The sequence below is a fragment of the Erwinia oleae genome, from assembly GCF_000770305.1.
In the GTDB taxonomy this organism is placed as follows: Bacteria; Pseudomonadota; Gammaproteobacteria; order Enterobacterales; family Enterobacteriaceae; genus Erwinia; species Erwinia oleae.
Genome location: NZ_JNVB01000080.1, coordinates 1 through 16,659 on the forward strand (window position 1 = coordinate 1; position 16,659 = coordinate 16,659).

The window sequence follows — 16,659 nt, forward strand, 5'->3', positions numbered from 1 at the left end:
GGCGTACCTTTCAGCGGCACCGCGCCCATACCGGTATTGATCGCTTCACCGCCGTTGCTGCCGCGTGAAATCTTATCGGTATTGGCCGGGATCATCTGAACCCACAGACCCAGGCGCATATCGTTCACAAAAATATAGTGGCTGTTGGGATCGGACGAGAGGCTACCCCAGTTCATACCGCCCAGCGAGCCGGGAAAGCTTAACGATTTATCAGTTCCGGGCACGGTATAAAGGCCATCGTACCGCATCGATTTGAAGCCAATACGGCAAACCAGCTGATCGAACGGTGTTGCGCCCCACATATCCGACTCTTTCAGCGTGTCAGCGCCAATCTGCGGCATACCTACCGACCTTGGCTGCGTCGGCGTGTACTGCTCGTCCGGAATATTGCCTTTTTTAACCGGCACCTCTTTCACTTCAGTGAGCGGTTTTCCGGTCAGGCGATCCAGCACGTAAATCTGACCGGCTTTGGTGCCAATCACGACGGCAGGCTTCCGCGAGCCATCCTTCATTGGAAAATCGATCAGGCTCGGCTGCATCGGCAGGTCGAAGTCCCACAGATCGTTATGTACGGTCTGGTAGACCCACTTTTCTTTACCGGTGGTGGCATCAACCGCCAGAATCGACGCGCCATATTTATGGTTCAGTGCCGTTCGTGTTGCGCCCCACAGATCCACCGACGAGCTGCCCATCGGCATGAAGACGGTGTTCATAGCCGGATCGTACGACATCGGCGCCCATGAGTTCGGCGTACTGCGCACGTAGTTTTCACCTGGCTTCAGCGCCGCGTTAGGATCTTCTTTGCCTGAGTCAAACGCCCAACGCATTTCACCGGAGATCACATCAAAGCCGCGGATCACGCCGCCGGGCATGTCGGTCTGCACGTTGTCCGCCACGCGACCGCCGACCACCACGGTTGTGCCGGCAACGGTGGGTGCCGAGGTTAGCTGATATTTTGGATCCTGCGCATCGCCCAGACCGGCTTTGAGATCGACCACGCCGTTCTTGCCAAAGTGCTCGCAAAGCTCGCCGTTATCCGCATTAATGGCAATCAGGCGCGCATCGATGGTATTCATCAACAGGCGGCGCTGGCAGCTATCCCCTGCGGCCAGCTGAGGCTGTGGAACCGGCACAGAGCCGGGCACAGAAGGCTGACTGACCGGTTTGGTCGCGTCGAACCACGCCAGACCACGGCAGCGATTCCAGACTTCCGCACTGGCGTTAACCACGTGCTTCCACTTTTCTTTGCCGCTGTCCGCATCTACCGCGATGACGTTGTTGTGTGGCGTACAGAGGTAGAGCGTATCGCCAATCTGTAACGGCGTCTGCTGATCTTCCGCGCCATTGCCCGTTGGGCTGTCGGGAATATCACCGGTGTGGAAGGTCCAGGCGACTTTGAGATCGCGAACGTTATCGCGGGTAATCTGGTCCAGCGCCACAAACCGGCTACCGCCCGGCGTATTGCCGTAGTTTTCCCAGTTTTTCTGCTCGCTCACCTTATCAACCGGCGTCAGCGGCAGCGTTGTGCCGTCGGTTACCGGCGAGTGGGGCTGAAACATCTGCACGAACGTTGCGACCATACCGATGACGACCACGGCAGAGAGCGGCCACGCGACTTTTGCCGCAGAGGGCTTGCCTTCACGGCGGCGCAGCGCGGGTAGCGTGAGCAAAGCCAATAGCAGAAAACCCGCCGGCACCATCAGGCGTGAAACCAGCGGCCAGAAGTTAACGCCAGCATCCTGCAAAGCCCAGATAACCGAGGCGATAAAGACCAGCGCGAATATCGTCACGGCGGAGGATCTACGGCGAAATAACTGAAGGGCCGACAGCAAAATGAAGACGCCCGCAACGGCAAAATAAGCGCTGCCTCCCAGCATCAGCAGCTTCACGCCGCCAATAACGAAAAACAGGCCGGTGGCGAGGAAAAGTATTCCCAGCACCACGCACCACAGTCCCAGCCAGGCAGACGACCGGGAAGTATTTTCAGACATGATTAAACGACTCCTGAAGGAAACAGAGCGCAAACGCTCTCTGTATTTCTTTTTTCCGACAACAGGCTGAAGGGATCTGCAAGAAATACAGACAGTTGATTAAGCGCAAAACGAAAGATGGAACGGTTTAAATTGTAACGCTACAACGCTTCAGCGTAATAACAAATTTTACCTTTCGGTCTTACCGGACGAACGTAAAATTAACAAATTATGCGCCTGGCTTAAACAGGAAATGAAAATGATTTTCATTTCCATAGTAAATCATAGGGATTTAAACGGGTGGGATTCAGGGAAGCGGGACAAACACAACGCGTTTTTTTGAAATCAATCCGTGCCCGTTTGGGCAGAAGTAATCCGTCGCGCCGCAGGCTTTTAATACCTGAAGCGACTGGTTGCAGTCGGGACAAAGCGCCTGCTGCGCATAATCTCTTTCGCAGGCATCACAATGAAAGTGCCCTTCTGCGAAACGTAACGGCTGCTGGCACTGCGGGCAAACGACGTTCATTTTCTTCTCCAATATAATAAGGGAGCCAAAAGGCTCCCTCTCTGTCAGCGTTTATTCTTTTTCAGATGGCTCATCAGGCGCTTACGCTTGCGCTGCTGATTCGGCGTCAGCAGGTTGCGCTTGCCGGCAAACGGGTTCTCACCTTCTTTAAACTGAATGCGGATCGGCGTCCCCATCACCTCCAGCGAACGGCGGAAATAGTTCATCAGATAGCGTTTGTAGGAGTCCGGCAGATCCTTAACCTGATTACCGTGGATCACCACAATCGGCGGGTTGTAGCCGCCCGCATGCGCATACTTAAGTTTCACGCGGCGCCCGCGCACCAGCGGCGGCTGATGGTCGTCAGCGGCCATATTCATGATGCGGGTCAGCATTGAGGTATTCACGCGACGCGTTGAGCAGTCATACGCTTCGGTAACCGATTCGAACAGATTACCCACGCCGCTGCCGTGCAGAGCGGAAATAAAATGCACGCGGGCGAAGTCGATAAAGCCCAGACGGAAGTCGAGCGTCTCTTTAACCTCATCACGAACTTCCTGTGACAGGCCATCCCACTTATTCACGACGATCACCAGCGAGCGACCGCTATTCAGAATAAAGCCCAGCAGTGAAAGATCCTGATCGGAGATGCCTTCACGCGCATCAATAATCAACATCACCACGTTGGCGTCTTCAATGGCCTGAAGCGTTTTGATGACGGAAAATTTCTCAACGGTATCAGTGATTTTACCGCGCTTGCGCACGCCTGCGGTATCGATCAGGATGTATTCGCGGCCATCACGCTCCATCGGAATATAGATGCTGTCTCGCGTGGTGCCCGGCATGTCGTAAACCACCACGCGATCTTCGCCGAGGATGCGATTGGTAAGCGTTGACTTACCAACGTTAGGACGACCAACAATCGCCAGCTTGATGGGCAGATCGAGCGGATTGAAGTCATCTTCTTCTTCCACTGCCTGCTCTTCACCGCTCTCTTTCGCCGCCAGCGCTGCCCAGTAGGCTTCGTTTTCGTCCTCTTCCGTCACTTCCTGCGGTGCCACTTCGTCCATCCAGGGCAGCAGCACCATTTCTAACAGCGTGGTGACGCCGCGCCCGTGAGAAGCGGCAATGGGGTGAATGTCGCCCAGACCCAACGAGAAAAAGTCGCCCACCGCCGAATCGGCATCGAGTCCGTCGGTTTTGTTTGCCACCAGGAAGGTAGGTTTTTTACGCGAGCGCAAATGTTTAGCGATAGCGTTATCGGCAGGCATCAGGCCCGCGCGCGCATCCACCATAAACAGCACCACGTCGGCTTCTTCAATCGCCAGCAGCGACTGCTCAGCCATGCGCGTTTCCACGCCCTCTTCATTGCCATCAATACCGCCGGTATCAATGCAGATGAACTCCCGCCCTTCCACCTCGGCACGACCGTATTTGCGATCGCGCGTAAGGCCTGGAAAATCCGCCACCAGCGCATCTCTTGTGCGCGTCAGACGGTTAAACAGGGTGGATTTTCCCACGTTGGGACGCCCGACCAGCGCGACCACAGGTACCATATTGAAGCCTCATTACTAAAAAATTAAGCCTGTAACAGAAACAGGCCGACGCCGCAGGGGCATGAATTGCGTAAAGGATACCACGCCCGGCGTAAAACGAAACGGCCCCTGACGAATCAGGAGCCGTTATGCAGTGTTAGTCAGCAGACGATGTTAGCGGGTAAATGCGTAAACCTTACCGTCTTTCGACTGAATTAACAGCTTGTCACTGGCCACAACCGGCTCGGTCTGGAAACCGGAGCTGTCAACTTCCTGCTGCGCAACGAAGCGGCCATCATCGGTGTTCAGCCAGTGCAGATAGCCTTCGCTGTCTCCCACCACCAGATAGCCATTATAGAGCACCGGCGAGGTCAGGTTGCGATGCAGCAGATCGCTTTGACGCCAGACCGAAACGCCGCCTTCGGTGCTCAGGGCGATAACGCGATCGTCCTGATCGACCAGGTAAATACGCCCGCCGTCAACAATCATGTCATGCACGGAGCCGATCTCACGCTTCCACATGATCTGACCGGAACGCAAATCCAGCGCGGTAAGATTACCGTTATAGGCCAGGGCATAGACCACGCCGTTGACCACGATTGGCGTGGTGTCGACATCGGCAAGGCGGTCAATCTCGGTTGCGCCAGACGGCTGCGAAATACGCTGCTGCCAGATGATTTGGCCCTGGTTCAGGATAACCGCGCTGACGCGTCCGTTATCGCCGCCTACAATTGCCGCGCCGAAGGCGGTAGCAGGCGCTGATTCACCGCGCAGCGACAGCGCCGGCACGTCGAGGTTAACCGACCATTTGACCACGCCGCTGCTCTGATCGAGCCCCTGCAACATGCCGTTGCTGGTATGCACCAACACCAGGCCATCGCTGACCACCGGGCGAGAAAGCACTTCGCCTGCGGCTTTGGTCTGCCAGGCAATGCTGCCGTCGTTGCTGTTCAGGGCATAAACCTGCGCGCGTTCGCTGCCGAGGTAAACATGGCCGCCGTCAACGGTAACGCCGCCGGAAAGCAGCGCGGGACGATTGCGTGAGAAGAAGCCGGTTTTTTCCGACAGATCCACTTTCCACTGCTCTTCGCCGTCGCCGGCATTCAGCGCCTTAACGATACCAAAGCGGTCGGCGGCATAGACGGTACTGTCAGCCCAGGCAGGATGAAGATTGGAGTAGAAGTCACCGATCCCGTCACCGACAGAGGTGCTCCAGACCTTTTCCGGCGTGAACTGGTTCTCCACCTTTGGCAACGGCGACATTTTGACCACGTCTTCTTCACCGCTGAACCATGAACATCCGCTAAGCAAGGTGACTGAAATCAGCCCCGGCAGAAGTAACTTACGCAATTCCATGAAATCCCTCTTGAGCCTCCGGGAGGCAATCTTTGACCACCGGCAATCAGCCCGGCAGATTATTCATTTTCATTTGCAGCATCTCTTTCAGCGCCGGAGACGCATCGGAGGCAATGCCTTTGCTCCACGCACCGCGAGCGCCGCTGGTATCGCCCTTGCTGAGCAGCGCTTCGCCGCGCACGTCGGCCACGATCGCCGTCCAGCCATCGCCTTTAACGGCATCAAGCGTTTTCAGCGCCTCATCGGCTTTTTCCTGCTGAAGCTGGATGCGCGCGATGCGCAGATTGATCACCGCCTGAAGATTGGCGTCTTTGACGTCCTTCAGGCCGTTTTGCAACCGGGCAACCGCTTTATCGAGCTGGTTGGCGTCAACGTAGCGTTTTGCCAGATCCATTGAAGCGATGGCGCCGTAGGTGTTGCTGTTCTCTTCGGCAAACTTCGCCGCCGCAGTCAGCGTTTCCGGCTTGCTGCTGTCCAGCGCGGTGGAAATCTGCTGGTATGCCGCTGACGTTTCACGACCGCTGTCGTCCTGATGATTGCTCCAGTAGCGCCAGCCAGCCAGCGCGCCGATGCCGATAACCACACCAATGACCAGCGCTTTGCCGTTCTGAGCAAAGAAATTCTTCAGCGCATCGACCTGTTCGTTTTCATTGCTGTACACTTCCACTGACATCTTCTCCTTTAAATCGCCGTCAGTTTCAACAGCGCTGCGGCAGCGTCATGCTGCGCCAGCGTTTGCTGTTCGCCGTTGCGCAAATCTTTAATCACTACCTGACCTCTGGCGACTTCGTCTTCGCCGAGCACCAGCGCAACGCGGGCGCCCCATTTGTCGGCGCGGGCAAACTGCTTTTTAAAGTTGCCGCCGCCAAAATTTGTCATCAGCCTGAGCGACGGGTCAGCATCTCTCAGTTGCTCAGCCAGCTGCATTGCGGCTGGCTGCACGCCCTGCCCCGAAGCGATAAGATAGACATCAACAATGCGCGTCGGTTCAAATTCCGGATTTACCGCCTGCACCAGCAGCACCAGGCGCTCCAGCCCCATCGCAAAGCCAACGCCGGGCGTGGCGCGACCGCCAAGCTGTTCGACCAGGCCGTCGTAGCGACCGCCGCCGCAAACCGTGCCCTGCGCGCCGAGGCTTTCGGTCACCCACTCAAACACGGTGCGGTTGTAATAATCCAGGCCACGCACCAACCGCTGATTCACGGTGTAGGCAATGCCCGCCGCCTTCAGCAGGCCGCACAGCGTTTCAAAATGTTCGCGGGATTCTGCATCAAGATAGTCATGCAGCGCAGGCGCGCTGTTCAGCAGCGCCTGCACCTCCGGGTTTTTGCTGTCCAGCACGCGCAGCGGATTCGAATACATGCGGCGCTTGCAGTCTTCATCCAGCGTCTCTTTGTGCTGCTCCAGAAAAGCCACCAGCGCCTCACGATAGCGGGCGCGTGCCTCCAGTGAACCAATTGAGTTCAGCTCAAGACGCACGTGGTCGGCAATGCCTAACGCCTTCCACCAGCGCGCGGTCATCATGATCAGTTCGGCATCCACGTCCGGCCCCTGAAGACCAAACACCTCTGCGCCAATCTGATGAAACTGACGGTAGCGCCCTTTCTGCGGACGCTCGTAGCGGAACATCGGGCCCATATACCACAGCCGCTGTTCCTGATTGTAGAGCAGACCATGTTCGATACCAGCACGCACGCAGCCTGCGGTGCCTTCCGGGCGCAGCGTCAGGCTTTCGCCATTGCGGTCATCAAAGGTGTACATCTCTTTTTCAACCACGTCGGTCACTTCACCGATAGCGCGTTTGAATAAGGGGGTCTGCTCGACAATCGGCATGCGGATTTCGCTGTAGCCATAGCTGGCCAGCACCTGTTTCAGGATCTGCTCAATGCGCTGCCACACGGCGGTGTCGGCGGGCAGAAAATCGTTCATTCCGCGCACGGCCTGGATATTCTTTGCCACTACGTTACTCTCATTATTCAGTTTGCGTATCAGACCGCCTCTCGCTACGCGAGAAAAGCCGTCCGGCGCATGAGTTTATTTTTCTACCTGCTGGATGCTGATACGGCGCGACTCATCCATCATTGCCGCTTTGGCGCGAATGCGTGCCTCAAGCTGATCGATCATGTCGTTGTTGTCCAGTCGTTCACGCAAACGCACGCCATCCTCATAGAACCCGCTCTTCTTGTTACTGCCGGTGACGCCCAGGGTTGACACCAGCGCCTCGCCTGGCCCGTTGACCACGCAGCCGATAATCGAGACATCCATCGGCGTGATAATATCTTCAAGGCGCTCTTCAAGCGCGTTAACCGTGCCGATAACGTCAAACTCCTGACGCGAACAGGTTGGGCAGGCAATAAAGTTAATGCCGCGCGAGCGAATGCGCAGCGACTTCAGAATGTCGAAGCCAACCTTAACTTCTTCCACAGGATCGGCCGCCAGCGAAATACGCAGCGTGTCGCCAATGCCTTCGGCCAGCAACAGTCCCAGACCGATTGCCGATTTCACCGCACCGGCGCGCGCGCCGCCTGCTTCGGTGATCCCTAAGTGCAGCGGCTGCTCAATTTGCTTCGCCAGCAAACGATAAGATTCCACGGCGAGGAACACGTCAGAGGCTTTTACGCTGACTTTGAACTGGTCAAAGTTAAGGCGATCGAGATGATCAACGTGGCGCATAGCGGATTCCAACAGCGCCTGCGGCGTCGGCTCACCATATTTTTCCTGAAGATCCTTCTCCAGAGAGCCCGCGTTCACGCCGATACGAATAGGAATATTGTGATGACGGGCGCAGTCAACAACCTGGCGAATACGCTCTTCGTTACCGATGTTACCAGGGTTGATGCGCAGGCAGTCAACGCCGTATTCGGCAACCTTCAGCGCGATGCGGTAATCAAAGTGGATATCGGCCACCAGCGGAACGTTCACCTGCTGCTTGATCAGGCGAAACGCTTCGGCTGCGTCCATGGTGGGAACAGAGATGCGAACGATGTCCACACCCACGCGCTCTAGCGCTTTTATTTGATTGACCGTTGCCGCCACGTCCGTGGTACGGGTGTTGGTCATTGACTGGACGGCGATGGGCGCGCCATCGCCTACCGGCACCTTGCCGACGTAAATACGCTTAGATTTACGACGGATAATGGGTGCTTCGTTATGCATAATAGTGTTTCTCCACAATTACTCGCGACCGCGGCTGCGTCAGGACGCACCCACGGACAGGCGAGCAACCTGGTTTGAACGGATAAAACGACTCAGGTCGACTGGCTGCCCCTGATACTGGATCTGGACTGCACCCGGCGCGCCGATTTTCAGGCGATATGGCGCAGTACCTGAAAGACTGAGTTTACCACCGCTGCGCTGCATGCCGCTGAACAGTTTTTTACCGGCAGCATCGGTCACTTCAAGCCAGCAATCCTGGCTAAAATTCATCACCAGCGCGTTAGGATCGGCTGCTGGCGCGCCAACGTCGGCAGCGCCGGTCGGCATCTGGCCGTTCGTGGCATTATTATCAACGTTAGCCTGCGAGGGCGAGACGGCAACCGGCTGTCTGCTGGCATCAGGTGCCGCCGCTGGCGCAGGCTGCGCACTGTTTGCTGCCGCGTCATTTGCCGGTGAGTTGTTCACGGCGGGTTCGGACGGCGTGGGCGCGGAAGGCGCCTGCGCGGTCGCGCTGTCAACGGGTTGAGCGCTGTCAGGCGTGCCGTTTTCCAGCGGGATGGACTGACCGTCGCCGCTGCCGCTGGAGGCATTTTGATCGGCCATCGACACCAGATCGTCCTGCGCGGCCTTGTGATTTTGCCACCACCAGGCGCCCGTCAGCCCGACCACGACAAACAGCACCAGCCAGGTGAAAATCATCAGCCAGCCGTCGCGTTTTTTACGCCGTTTACCCAGAGAGAAACTCTGCATTGGCTCAACTTTCGCCGCGCGGACAGGTGCCTGCTTAGCCATCATTGGCAGCAGTTCCTCTTCCGGCACGTGCACCAGCCGCGCATAGGAACGAATGTAACCACGCAGGAAGGTAGACGCCAAATCGGCGGGTGATTTGTCCTCTTCAAGGTCGCGAACGGTGGTCAGTTTCAGACACAGACGCTCGGCAACGTTCTGCTGAGTCAGACCCATCTGCTCACGGGCTTCACGCAGGCGGGCGCCTGTTGAATTTACTGCTGATTTTTCTTGAGTGGCTTCAGTATTCATTAGCTAAAAAATGCAGGTGCTGTTTCGATTGTGGAAAATTTCGCGCCAGTTCGTCTCCGGCAGAGGCAATGCCTTCCGGTTGCTGCGCCAGCGCGGCGAAGCGAATCTCTAGCCACAGACTTTGTGCCGAAGCCGCAAAGCTGCGTTGATAAACGTCTAACAGAAGCCGCGACGCGTCACGCTCCCTCTTGTCAATTCGCCTTTCGGCTTCAGCCAGCAGTGCCAGACCTTTGTCAGGAACCTGCATTACTGCTTCATCAAACGAGGCGGCTGCTTGCTGCCATTCGCCCTGGGCGAGATAGCAGTAACCGGCATTTTCTGCCGCATCCGCCCGGCTGATGTTTCCAGATAATTCAGCGGCTTTGCTGAAATAGTGCCGGGCCGTCTCATACTGCCTTAAACGACACAGAAACGCACCGTAATTATTGAAGACGCTGCCGTTTTGTGGCGCGAGCTTCAGCGCCGTCTGGTAGGCACGCATCGCATTTTTTTCATCCAAAGCCTGCTGGTGATAGCGTGCTATCGCCAGATGCGCGCGATAGTCCTCAGGCGCCAGCGCAACCGCCTGTCGCAGGTTGCGCTGTGCGGCGGCAAGGTCGTTCACCGCCAGGTATTCAAGCCCTAACTGTAGCCGCGTCTGCGCCAGCTCGCTATGCGGATGTGGCATCGCGCATCCTGTGAGCAGCACAGCAAGCAAACACGCCGGTATTCCTTTACCCATATGGCCTCCAGACTTTCCTGTCAGCGCATTATCTTACGCCCATCATGGCGGCAGGGACAATGGTGTCGCCTTATTTCAGAGCGCTTTCACAGAAATGGCGTCACCGGCCATTTTTTTCCGCAGCGTGCGCTTGGTGCGGTCAATCACTTCCCCCGCCAGCTGTCCGCAGGCCGCATCAATATCATCGCCGCGCGTCTTACGAACAATGGTGGTAAAGCCATACTCCATCAATACCTTAGAAAAGCGATCGATGCGGCTGTTTGAGCTACGGCCATAAGGTGCGCCAGGGAAGGGATTCCACGGGATCAGGTTGATTTTGCACGGCGTATCTTTCAACAATGCGGCCAGCTCGTGAGCGTTATCGGTGCTGTCATTGATGTGATCGAGCATCACGTACTCAATGGTTACCCGGCCCTGATTGGCGTTTGATTTTGAAATATAACGGCTGACGGCGCCGAGGAACGTTTCAATATTGTACTTTTTATTTATCGGAACAATTTCGTCACGAATCCGATCGTTTGGCGCGTGCAGGGATATCGCCAGCGCCACGTCAATCATATCGCCCAGCTTATCCAGGGCAGGCACCACGCCGGATGTGGAGAGCGTCACGCGGCGTTTCGACAGCCCGAAACCAAAGTCGTCGAGCATGATTTCCATTGCCGGAACGACATTATTGAGGTTCAGCAGCGGCTCGCCCATGCCCATCATCACCACGTTGGTGACAGGACGCTGCCCGGTCACTTTTGAGGCGCCAATAATTTTCGCAGCGCGCCAGACCTGACCAATAATTTCCGAAACGCGCAGATTGCGGTTAAAACCCTGCTGCGCGGTCGAACAGAATTTGCATTCAAGCGCGCAACCCACCTGCGAAGAGACGCACAGCGTGGCGCGATCTTTTTCAGGAATATAGACGGTTTCAACCTGCTGGCCGCCAACGGTGATGGCCCATTTGATGGTGCCGTCGCTGGAGCGCTGCTCTTCGGCGACTTCCGGCGCGCGGATTTCGGCCAGCGTTTTCAGCTTGCCGCGAAACACTTTGTTGATGTCGGTCATCTGATCGAAATCATCGCAGCAGTAGTGGTAAATCCACTTCATGACCTGATCGGCACGGAAGGGTTTTTCGCCGAGGCTGGCAAAAAATGCGCGCATTTCCTTGCGATTGAGATCGAGCAGGTTCACTTTCTGGTTTACAGGCGCGTCGGCAAGAGTGACGGCAGATGACGGAGTGACAATTGATTCGGACATAATGTTCTCTGGCCTCGTTGTTACACGTTATGGCGCTGGGGTAGATAAAAGAAACGCCCCTGCGGAGTGCAGGGGCGCGTATTGTACAGGCCGACGACGACAGGTTCAAAGGGCGTGAGTCAAATAAATTGTAAACGCCCTTTTACATCATATTAACGCGTGCGCGGGCAAATCTCGTTTTCGCCAAAAAAATACGCGATTTCGCGGGCAGCCGATTCCGCAGAATCAGAGCCGTGCGTGGCATTTTCGGTGAAGCTGTCGGCAAAGTCGGCGCGCAGCGTGCCTGCCAGCGCATTGGCCGGGTTGGTCGCGCCCATAAGATCGCGATGGCGCTGAACGGCGTTTTCGCCTTCCAGCACGGAAACCACAACCGGGCCAGAGGTCATGAACTCAACCAGGCCGTCGAAAAAAGGCTTGCCCTGATGTTCCGCGTAAAATCCCTCGGCCTGCTCTTTGCTCAGGTGCAGCATTTTGCTGCCGACAATTTTAAAGCCTGCGCTCTCAAAACGGTTGAAAATGGCACCAATTACGTTTTTTGCCACCGCGTTAGGTTTTACGATGGAAAATGTACGTTCAACAGTCATACGGACCCCTTTTTTGATATCGAATTGTGTGGCGTAAAGCCTTCCCGTAAACGGCGCTGATTATAGGAGGCATCGCCAGCCTTGCCTATCGGATAAACAACAATTTATTAAAAAAATTCGATCCCGATTTCTACAATTTTCCAACTTCGGTCACCATTAATGACGCACGCGCAGAGAACATCTTGAGATGGCGTTAAAGATAGCCGACACTGATTTCTTTATTATTTATCACGAGGCCGCTATGACTCGCTCCTTTTTTGTTACCGCCGAATGGCTGGCGGAACATCTTTCAGATAATGCCGTGCAGGTGATTGATGCCCGTATGCTGCCACCGGGTCAGGAGCTGGTGCGCGATATCACGGCGGAATATCTGGCGAAGCATCTGCCCGATGCGCCTTTTTTTGATATCGAAGCCCTGTCCGATCACACCAGTCCGTTTCCACACATGCTGCCCAGAGCAGAGCGGTTCGCGGTCGCCATGCGCGAGCTGGGCATCAACAGCGACAGGCATCTGGTGGTTTATGATGAGGGGAACCTCTTCTCCGCGCCCCGCGCCTGGTGGATGCTGCGCCAGTTCGGCGCAGAGCAGGTGTCGATTCTGGCGGGCGGCCTGAAAGGTTGGGAGGCGGCGCAGTTACCGCTGGTCAGCGGGCCGGTTTCGCTACCCGAAGCGGAATTCGACGCCAGTTTCGATCCTGACGTGGTGCTGCGCCTGACCGACGTGCTGTTGCTGAGCCATGAAGGCGGCGCGCAGATTGTCGATGCGCGCGCCGCCAATCGCTTCAGGGGTGAAGTGGACGAGCCGCGTCCGGGGCTGCGTCGCGGCAGAATTCCGGGCAGCCTGAACGTGCCCTGGAACGATCTGGTGGAGAACGGCGAGCTGAAGTCAGAGGATGCGCTGAGGGCGATTTTCCGGCAGCAGGGCGTAAATCTTGCCGGGCCGATTGTCGCCAGCTGCGGGTCGGGCGTCACGGCGGTGGTGGTGATGCTGGCTCTGAGCAGCCTGGGCGTGCAGCAGGTGCGCCTCTACGACGGATCGTGGGGCGAATGGGGAAGCCGGGACGATCTGCCCGTGGCGCTGGGCTAAAGCGGATAACGCAGGCGGCGGGCGCCGCCTGCATATACATGTCAGGCAGGAAGATTGGTGACCTTAAATTCGCGCAGAAAACTGCCCCACCTGCGCTCGTAAAACGGCGTGATGTGCGCGGTGAAAAAGTGGCTGATGCCTTTTTCGTTTTCCACCACCTGGCAAATATCAACCGGCTCGTCTTCCAGCAGCGTATCGGTCGCCACATCACCGGCTGCCTGAATAATGGCGTCAATGTTGCTGTCCGCTTCAATGCCAATTAACAGATTTGGACGATCGTCCGCCGCTTCCTTGATGTGCGCAACATAGGCGCGCCGTACCTGCTTATATTTGGCAAAAAGCTGAGTCAGCGAGGCAATTGTCTGCGCCGGTGGTTCAGCAATTTCCGACAGCAGCAGCGATGTGCCACCCTCAATCACCGTCTGCTGGCTCAGCGCGTTGCCGCCTTCGCCCAGCAGGCTGGCTATCTCTCGCGGCGTAAACTCTTTACCGGAAGGCAGCCTGGGATTGAGAAACAGCGTTTCGCCCAGCGTCATTTCAAACAGTGTTTTTACCGGCATCACCAGAAAGGGCTGCGGCGTGGTGATCGCCTGTTCCATGGCGTTAACGGAGGAGAAAAAAGGAATAACGCTGGTGCCGTCCTCTTTTTCCCAGTGAAGCAGATCGGCCTGCGCGGCATCCTGCTCCGCGCTTTCGCCGGGAACCCAGACGCTCGCCGCCAGCAAAAGGGAGAAAAATTCCGGGCGGTGCGCCGGTTCCGTCGCCGCCAGGGCAAGCACCTCTTCGAGGCGCTGATTTGTTTCATTCATAACGGGTTCCAGAGATAAAGCGGGCGGCCGGCTCGCCGCCTCACGGTGTCGTTCGGGTTACTCACGGCTTATTTCAACAGCAGATTCGCCACGCTGCGAACGCCAAGACCGGTTGCGCCAGCGGACCACTGATCCACCGCACCTTTACGGTAGGTCGCCGAACAGTCAATGTGTAACCAACCTTTCTGATAGCTTTTCACAAAATGCGAGAGAAACGCTGCTGCGGAACTGGCACCGGCGGTATGCGACGGCGCCGCAATATTGTTCAGATCGGCAAAGTTGGACGGCAGATGGTTACGGTGGAACTCCGCCAGCGGCAGCCGCCAGAACGGTTCATTTTCACCGGCTGCGCTCTCCAGCAGCGACTGCGCCAGCGCATCATCAAAACTGAACAGCGCGTGGTAATCATTGCCCAGTGCGGTTTTCGCCGCGCCGGTGAGAGTGGCCGCGTCAATCAGCAGTTCAGGGTTCTGTTCGCTGGCATCAATCAGACCATCCGCCAGTACCAGGCGGCCTTCGGCATCGGTGTTCATCACCTCAACGGTTTTGCCATTACGATATCTGATAATATCACCAAGGCGGAACGCGTTGCCGCTGACCATATTGTCGGCACAGCACAGCCAGAGCTTCACGCGCTTTTTCAGCCCGCGGGCGATCGCCAGCGCCAGCGAACCGGTCAGCGTGGCCGCGCCGCCCATATCGGACTTCATCGAATCCATTGAGCTGCCCGGTTTCAGGCTGTAGCCGCCGGTATCAAAGGTGATGCCTTTACCGACCAGGCAGGCAAACACGGGCGCATTGTCATCGCCGGTCGGATTGTAATCCAGCGCCAGCAGCGCAGGGCTGCGCGTTGAACCGCGCCCAACGGTGTGCAGCCCCATATAGCCCTGTTCGCGCAGGTCATCGCCTTTGGTAATGCGATAGCTGACTTTGTCACCGCCGATATCTTTCAGCAAATCCACAGCGCGTCGGGTGAGTTGCTCAGGACTGAGATCTTCCGCAGGCAAATTAATCGTATCGCGCACCCAGTCGATGATCTTCAGGCGATGGGTAAACTCGCGGCCGTCGGCATCGTTAAGCTCCGCCCAGTCAACTTTACGCTCGCCTTTCGGGCCGCGGTATCCCTGCCAGAAAGCCCAGCTTTTTTCCAGATCCCACTCGCCGCGCAGGCTGACGTGACGAATGCCCTGCCCGTCAATTTTGCGCGCGGCACGCTGAATGGTGCCTAAAGGATCGCTGCCGTTAAGATGAATGGTTAAACCGCTGTCATTGCTGGTCAGGATAGCTTTTTCACCCCAACGCGCGTCCGCCGCTGCCGTTGACAGGGTTATGTTCATAGGCGTGGTTGTCATCGCATGGCTCCTTATCAATGTGTTAGTCCGTTTTCAAAACGGTTGGTCATAACAATAAACCTTTATTTGCCTTCGTCTAACCCGTCAGAAGAATTAAACGTAAAACGGGCCGAATCAACATTCGGCCCGTCGGTTTGAAGCAATAATAGCAACGGCTGGTCAGCGGCGCACGGATTCACTGCCCTGCTGCTGAAAAGCCTGCCATTCCGGTGAGGTTTCACGCAGGCGGGTTACCGACTGGCGGATCAGCTGGATGGCATAATCCACCTCTTCTTCCGTAGTGAAACGCCCCAGCGAAAAACGCAGCGAACTGTGTGCCAGCGCCTCCGGCAGGCCCATCGCACGCAGCACGTAAGAGGGTTCAAGGCTGGCCGAGGTGCAGGCTGAACCGGAAGAGACCGCCAGATCCTTCAGCACCATGATCAGCGACTCGCCATCGACGTAATCGAAACTGATATTAAGGATATTCGACGCGCCGCCCGCTAAATCGCCATTCACCTGTAGCGCGCCAATATCGTTGATGCCGTTCCACAGGCGCAATCTGAGCTCGCCCAGCCGCGCCATTTCTGCGTGCATCTCTTCCCTGGCGATACGAAAAGCTTCGCCCATACCAACAATCTGATGAACCGGCAGCGTGCCGGAACGCATGCCGCGCTCGTGACCGCCGCCGTGGATCTGCGCCTCGATACGTATTCGCGGCTGGCGTCGCACGTAAAGCCCACCCATGCCTTTTGGCCCGTAGAGTTTATGCGCGGAGAAGGACATCAGATCGACCGGCAACTGCGTGAGATCGATAGGCAATTTACCGACGCTCTGCGTGGCATCGACATGGAAAATAATGCCGCGCGCGCGGCACAACTCACCCACCGCAGTGATATTCTGCACCACGCCGGTTTCGTTGTTGACGTGCATCAGGGAAACAAGGGTGGTGTCGTCGCGCAGGGCGGCTTCCAGCGTGTGGAGATCGATTATTCCGTTGGACTGCGGCGCGAGGAACGTGACGTCAAATCCTTCACGCTTAAGCTGCGCGCAGGCGTCCAGCACGGCTTTGTGCTCGGTCTGGCTGGTGATGATGTGCCTGCCCTTCTCCTGCGCGCTGTGTGCCGCGCCCTTGATGGCCAGGTTGTCGGACTCGGTGGCGCCGGAAGTAAAGACGATTTCACGGGGATCGGCGCCAATCAGTTCCGCAATCTGATTGCGGGCAACGTCTACCGCTTCTTCCGCCTGCCAGCCAAAACGATGCGAACGCGAAGCCGGATTACCAAAGGTTCCGTCACGCGTGAGAAACTGCATCATCTTCT

At 56.8% G+C, this 16,659-nt stretch carries 15 protein-coding genes; 1 reads left to right on the forward strand and 14 read right to left on the reverse strand.

What is annotated here, in order from left to right; genetic code table 11:
* The 11 genes from GS12_RS19450 to ndk form a co-directional block, all read right to left on the reverse strand.
* Positions 1-1,991: PQQ-binding-like beta-propeller repeat protein (locus tag GS12_RS19450; RefSeq protein WP_034949896.1), on the reverse strand; the 1,991-nt coding region annotated here is incomplete at its 3' end.
* A 286-nt stretch (positions 1,992-2,277) separates the two neighbouring features.
* Positions 2,278-2,496, reverse strand: a complete 219-nt coding sequence (locus tag GS12_RS19455; protein WP_034949898.1) for a zinc ribbon domain-containing protein — start codon at positions 2,494-2,496, stop codon at positions 2,278-2,280.
* 44 nt (positions 2,497-2,540) lie between these two features.
* Complete coding sequence (der, locus tag GS12_RS19460; RefSeq protein WP_034916369.1) at positions 2,541-4,031, reverse strand: ribosome biogenesis GTPase Der; 1,491 nt, start codon at positions 4,029-4,031, stop codon at positions 2,541-2,543.
* A gap of 153 nt (positions 4,032-4,184) precedes the next feature.
* On the reverse strand, positions 4,185-5,366 hold the full coding sequence (bamB, locus tag GS12_RS19465) for an outer membrane protein assembly factor BamB (protein WP_034916371.1): 1,182 nt from the start codon (positions 5,364-5,366) through the stop codon (positions 4,185-4,187).
* A 46-nt stretch (positions 5,367-5,412) separates the two neighbouring features.
* Positions 5,413-6,033 (reverse strand): YfgM family protein, encoded by a 621-nt coding sequence (locus GS12_RS19470; RefSeq protein WP_034949912.1) that lies wholly within the window; start codon positions 6,031-6,033, stop codon positions 5,413-5,415.
* Positions 6,034-6,047: 14 nt separating this feature from the next.
* Positions 6,048-7,325 (reverse strand): histidine--tRNA ligase, encoded by a 1,278-nt coding sequence (hisS, locus tag GS12_RS19475; RefSeq protein WP_034916372.1) that lies wholly within the window; start codon positions 7,323-7,325, stop codon positions 6,048-6,050.
* Between the two features lie 75 nt (positions 7,326-7,400).
* Positions 7,401-8,522, reverse strand: coding sequence for a flavodoxin-dependent (E)-4-hydroxy-3-methylbut-2-enyl-diphosphate synthase (gene ispG / locus GS12_RS19480; protein WP_034916374.1), 1,122 nt, complete (start codon positions 8,520-8,522; stop codon positions 7,401-7,403).
* 39 nt (positions 8,523-8,561) lie between these two features.
* Positions 8,562-9,560 carry a cytoskeleton protein RodZ gene (rodZ, locus tag GS12_RS19485; protein ID WP_034949900.1) on the reverse strand — a complete coding sequence of 333 codons (999 nt, stop codon included), beginning with the start codon at positions 9,558-9,560 and terminating at the stop codon, positions 8,562-8,564.
* Positions 9,550-10,281, reverse strand: a complete 732-nt coding sequence (gene pilW / locus GS12_RS19490; protein ID WP_051937166.1) for a type IV pilus biogenesis/stability protein PilW — start codon at positions 10,279-10,281, stop codon at positions 9,550-9,552. The genes rodZ and pilW overlap by 11 nt, the downstream gene beginning before the upstream one ends.
* 75 nt (positions 10,282-10,356) lie before the next feature.
* The gene (locus GS12_RS19495) at positions 10,357-11,526 is read right to left on the reverse strand and encodes a bifunctional tRNA (adenosine(37)-C2)-methyltransferase TrmG/ribosomal RNA large subunit methyltransferase RlmN (RefSeq protein WP_034949902.1); all 1,170 of its coding nucleotides are present in this window, start codon (positions 11,524-11,526) and stop codon (positions 10,357-10,359) included.
* A gap of 152 nt (positions 11,527-11,678) precedes the next feature.
* Positions 11,679-12,110, reverse strand: coding sequence for a nucleoside-diphosphate kinase (gene ndk, locus GS12_RS19500; protein WP_034949904.1), 432 nt, complete (start codon positions 12,108-12,110; stop codon positions 11,679-11,681).
* Positions 12,111-12,351: 241 nt separating this feature from the next.
* Between ndk and sseA the strand changes: the two genes are divergently transcribed.
* A complete protein-coding gene (gene sseA / locus GS12_RS19505) occupies positions 12,352-13,197 on the forward strand; it encodes a 3-mercaptopyruvate sulfurtransferase (protein WP_034949914.1) in 846 nt (281 codons plus the stop codon).
* Between the two features lie 41 nt (positions 13,198-13,238).
* Here the strand turns inward: sseA and sseB are convergent, their stop codons facing one another.
* The 3 genes from sseB to GS12_RS19520 all read right to left on the reverse strand — a co-directional run.
* Positions 13,239-14,006, reverse strand: coding sequence for an enhanced serine sensitivity protein SseB (sseB, locus tag GS12_RS19510; protein ID WP_034949906.1), 768 nt, complete (start codon positions 14,004-14,006; stop codon positions 13,239-13,241).
* A 68-nt stretch (positions 14,007-14,074) separates the two neighbouring features.
* Positions 14,075-15,358, reverse strand: a complete 1,284-nt coding sequence (pepB, locus tag GS12_RS19515) for an aminopeptidase PepB (RefSeq protein ID WP_034949909.1) — start codon at positions 15,356-15,358, stop codon at positions 14,075-14,077.
* A gap of 159 nt (positions 15,359-15,517) precedes the next feature.
* A partial coding sequence (locus GS12_RS19520; RefSeq protein ID WP_034949916.1) for an IscS subfamily cysteine desulfurase occupies positions 15,518-16,659 on the reverse strand: 1,142 nt, incomplete at its 5' end.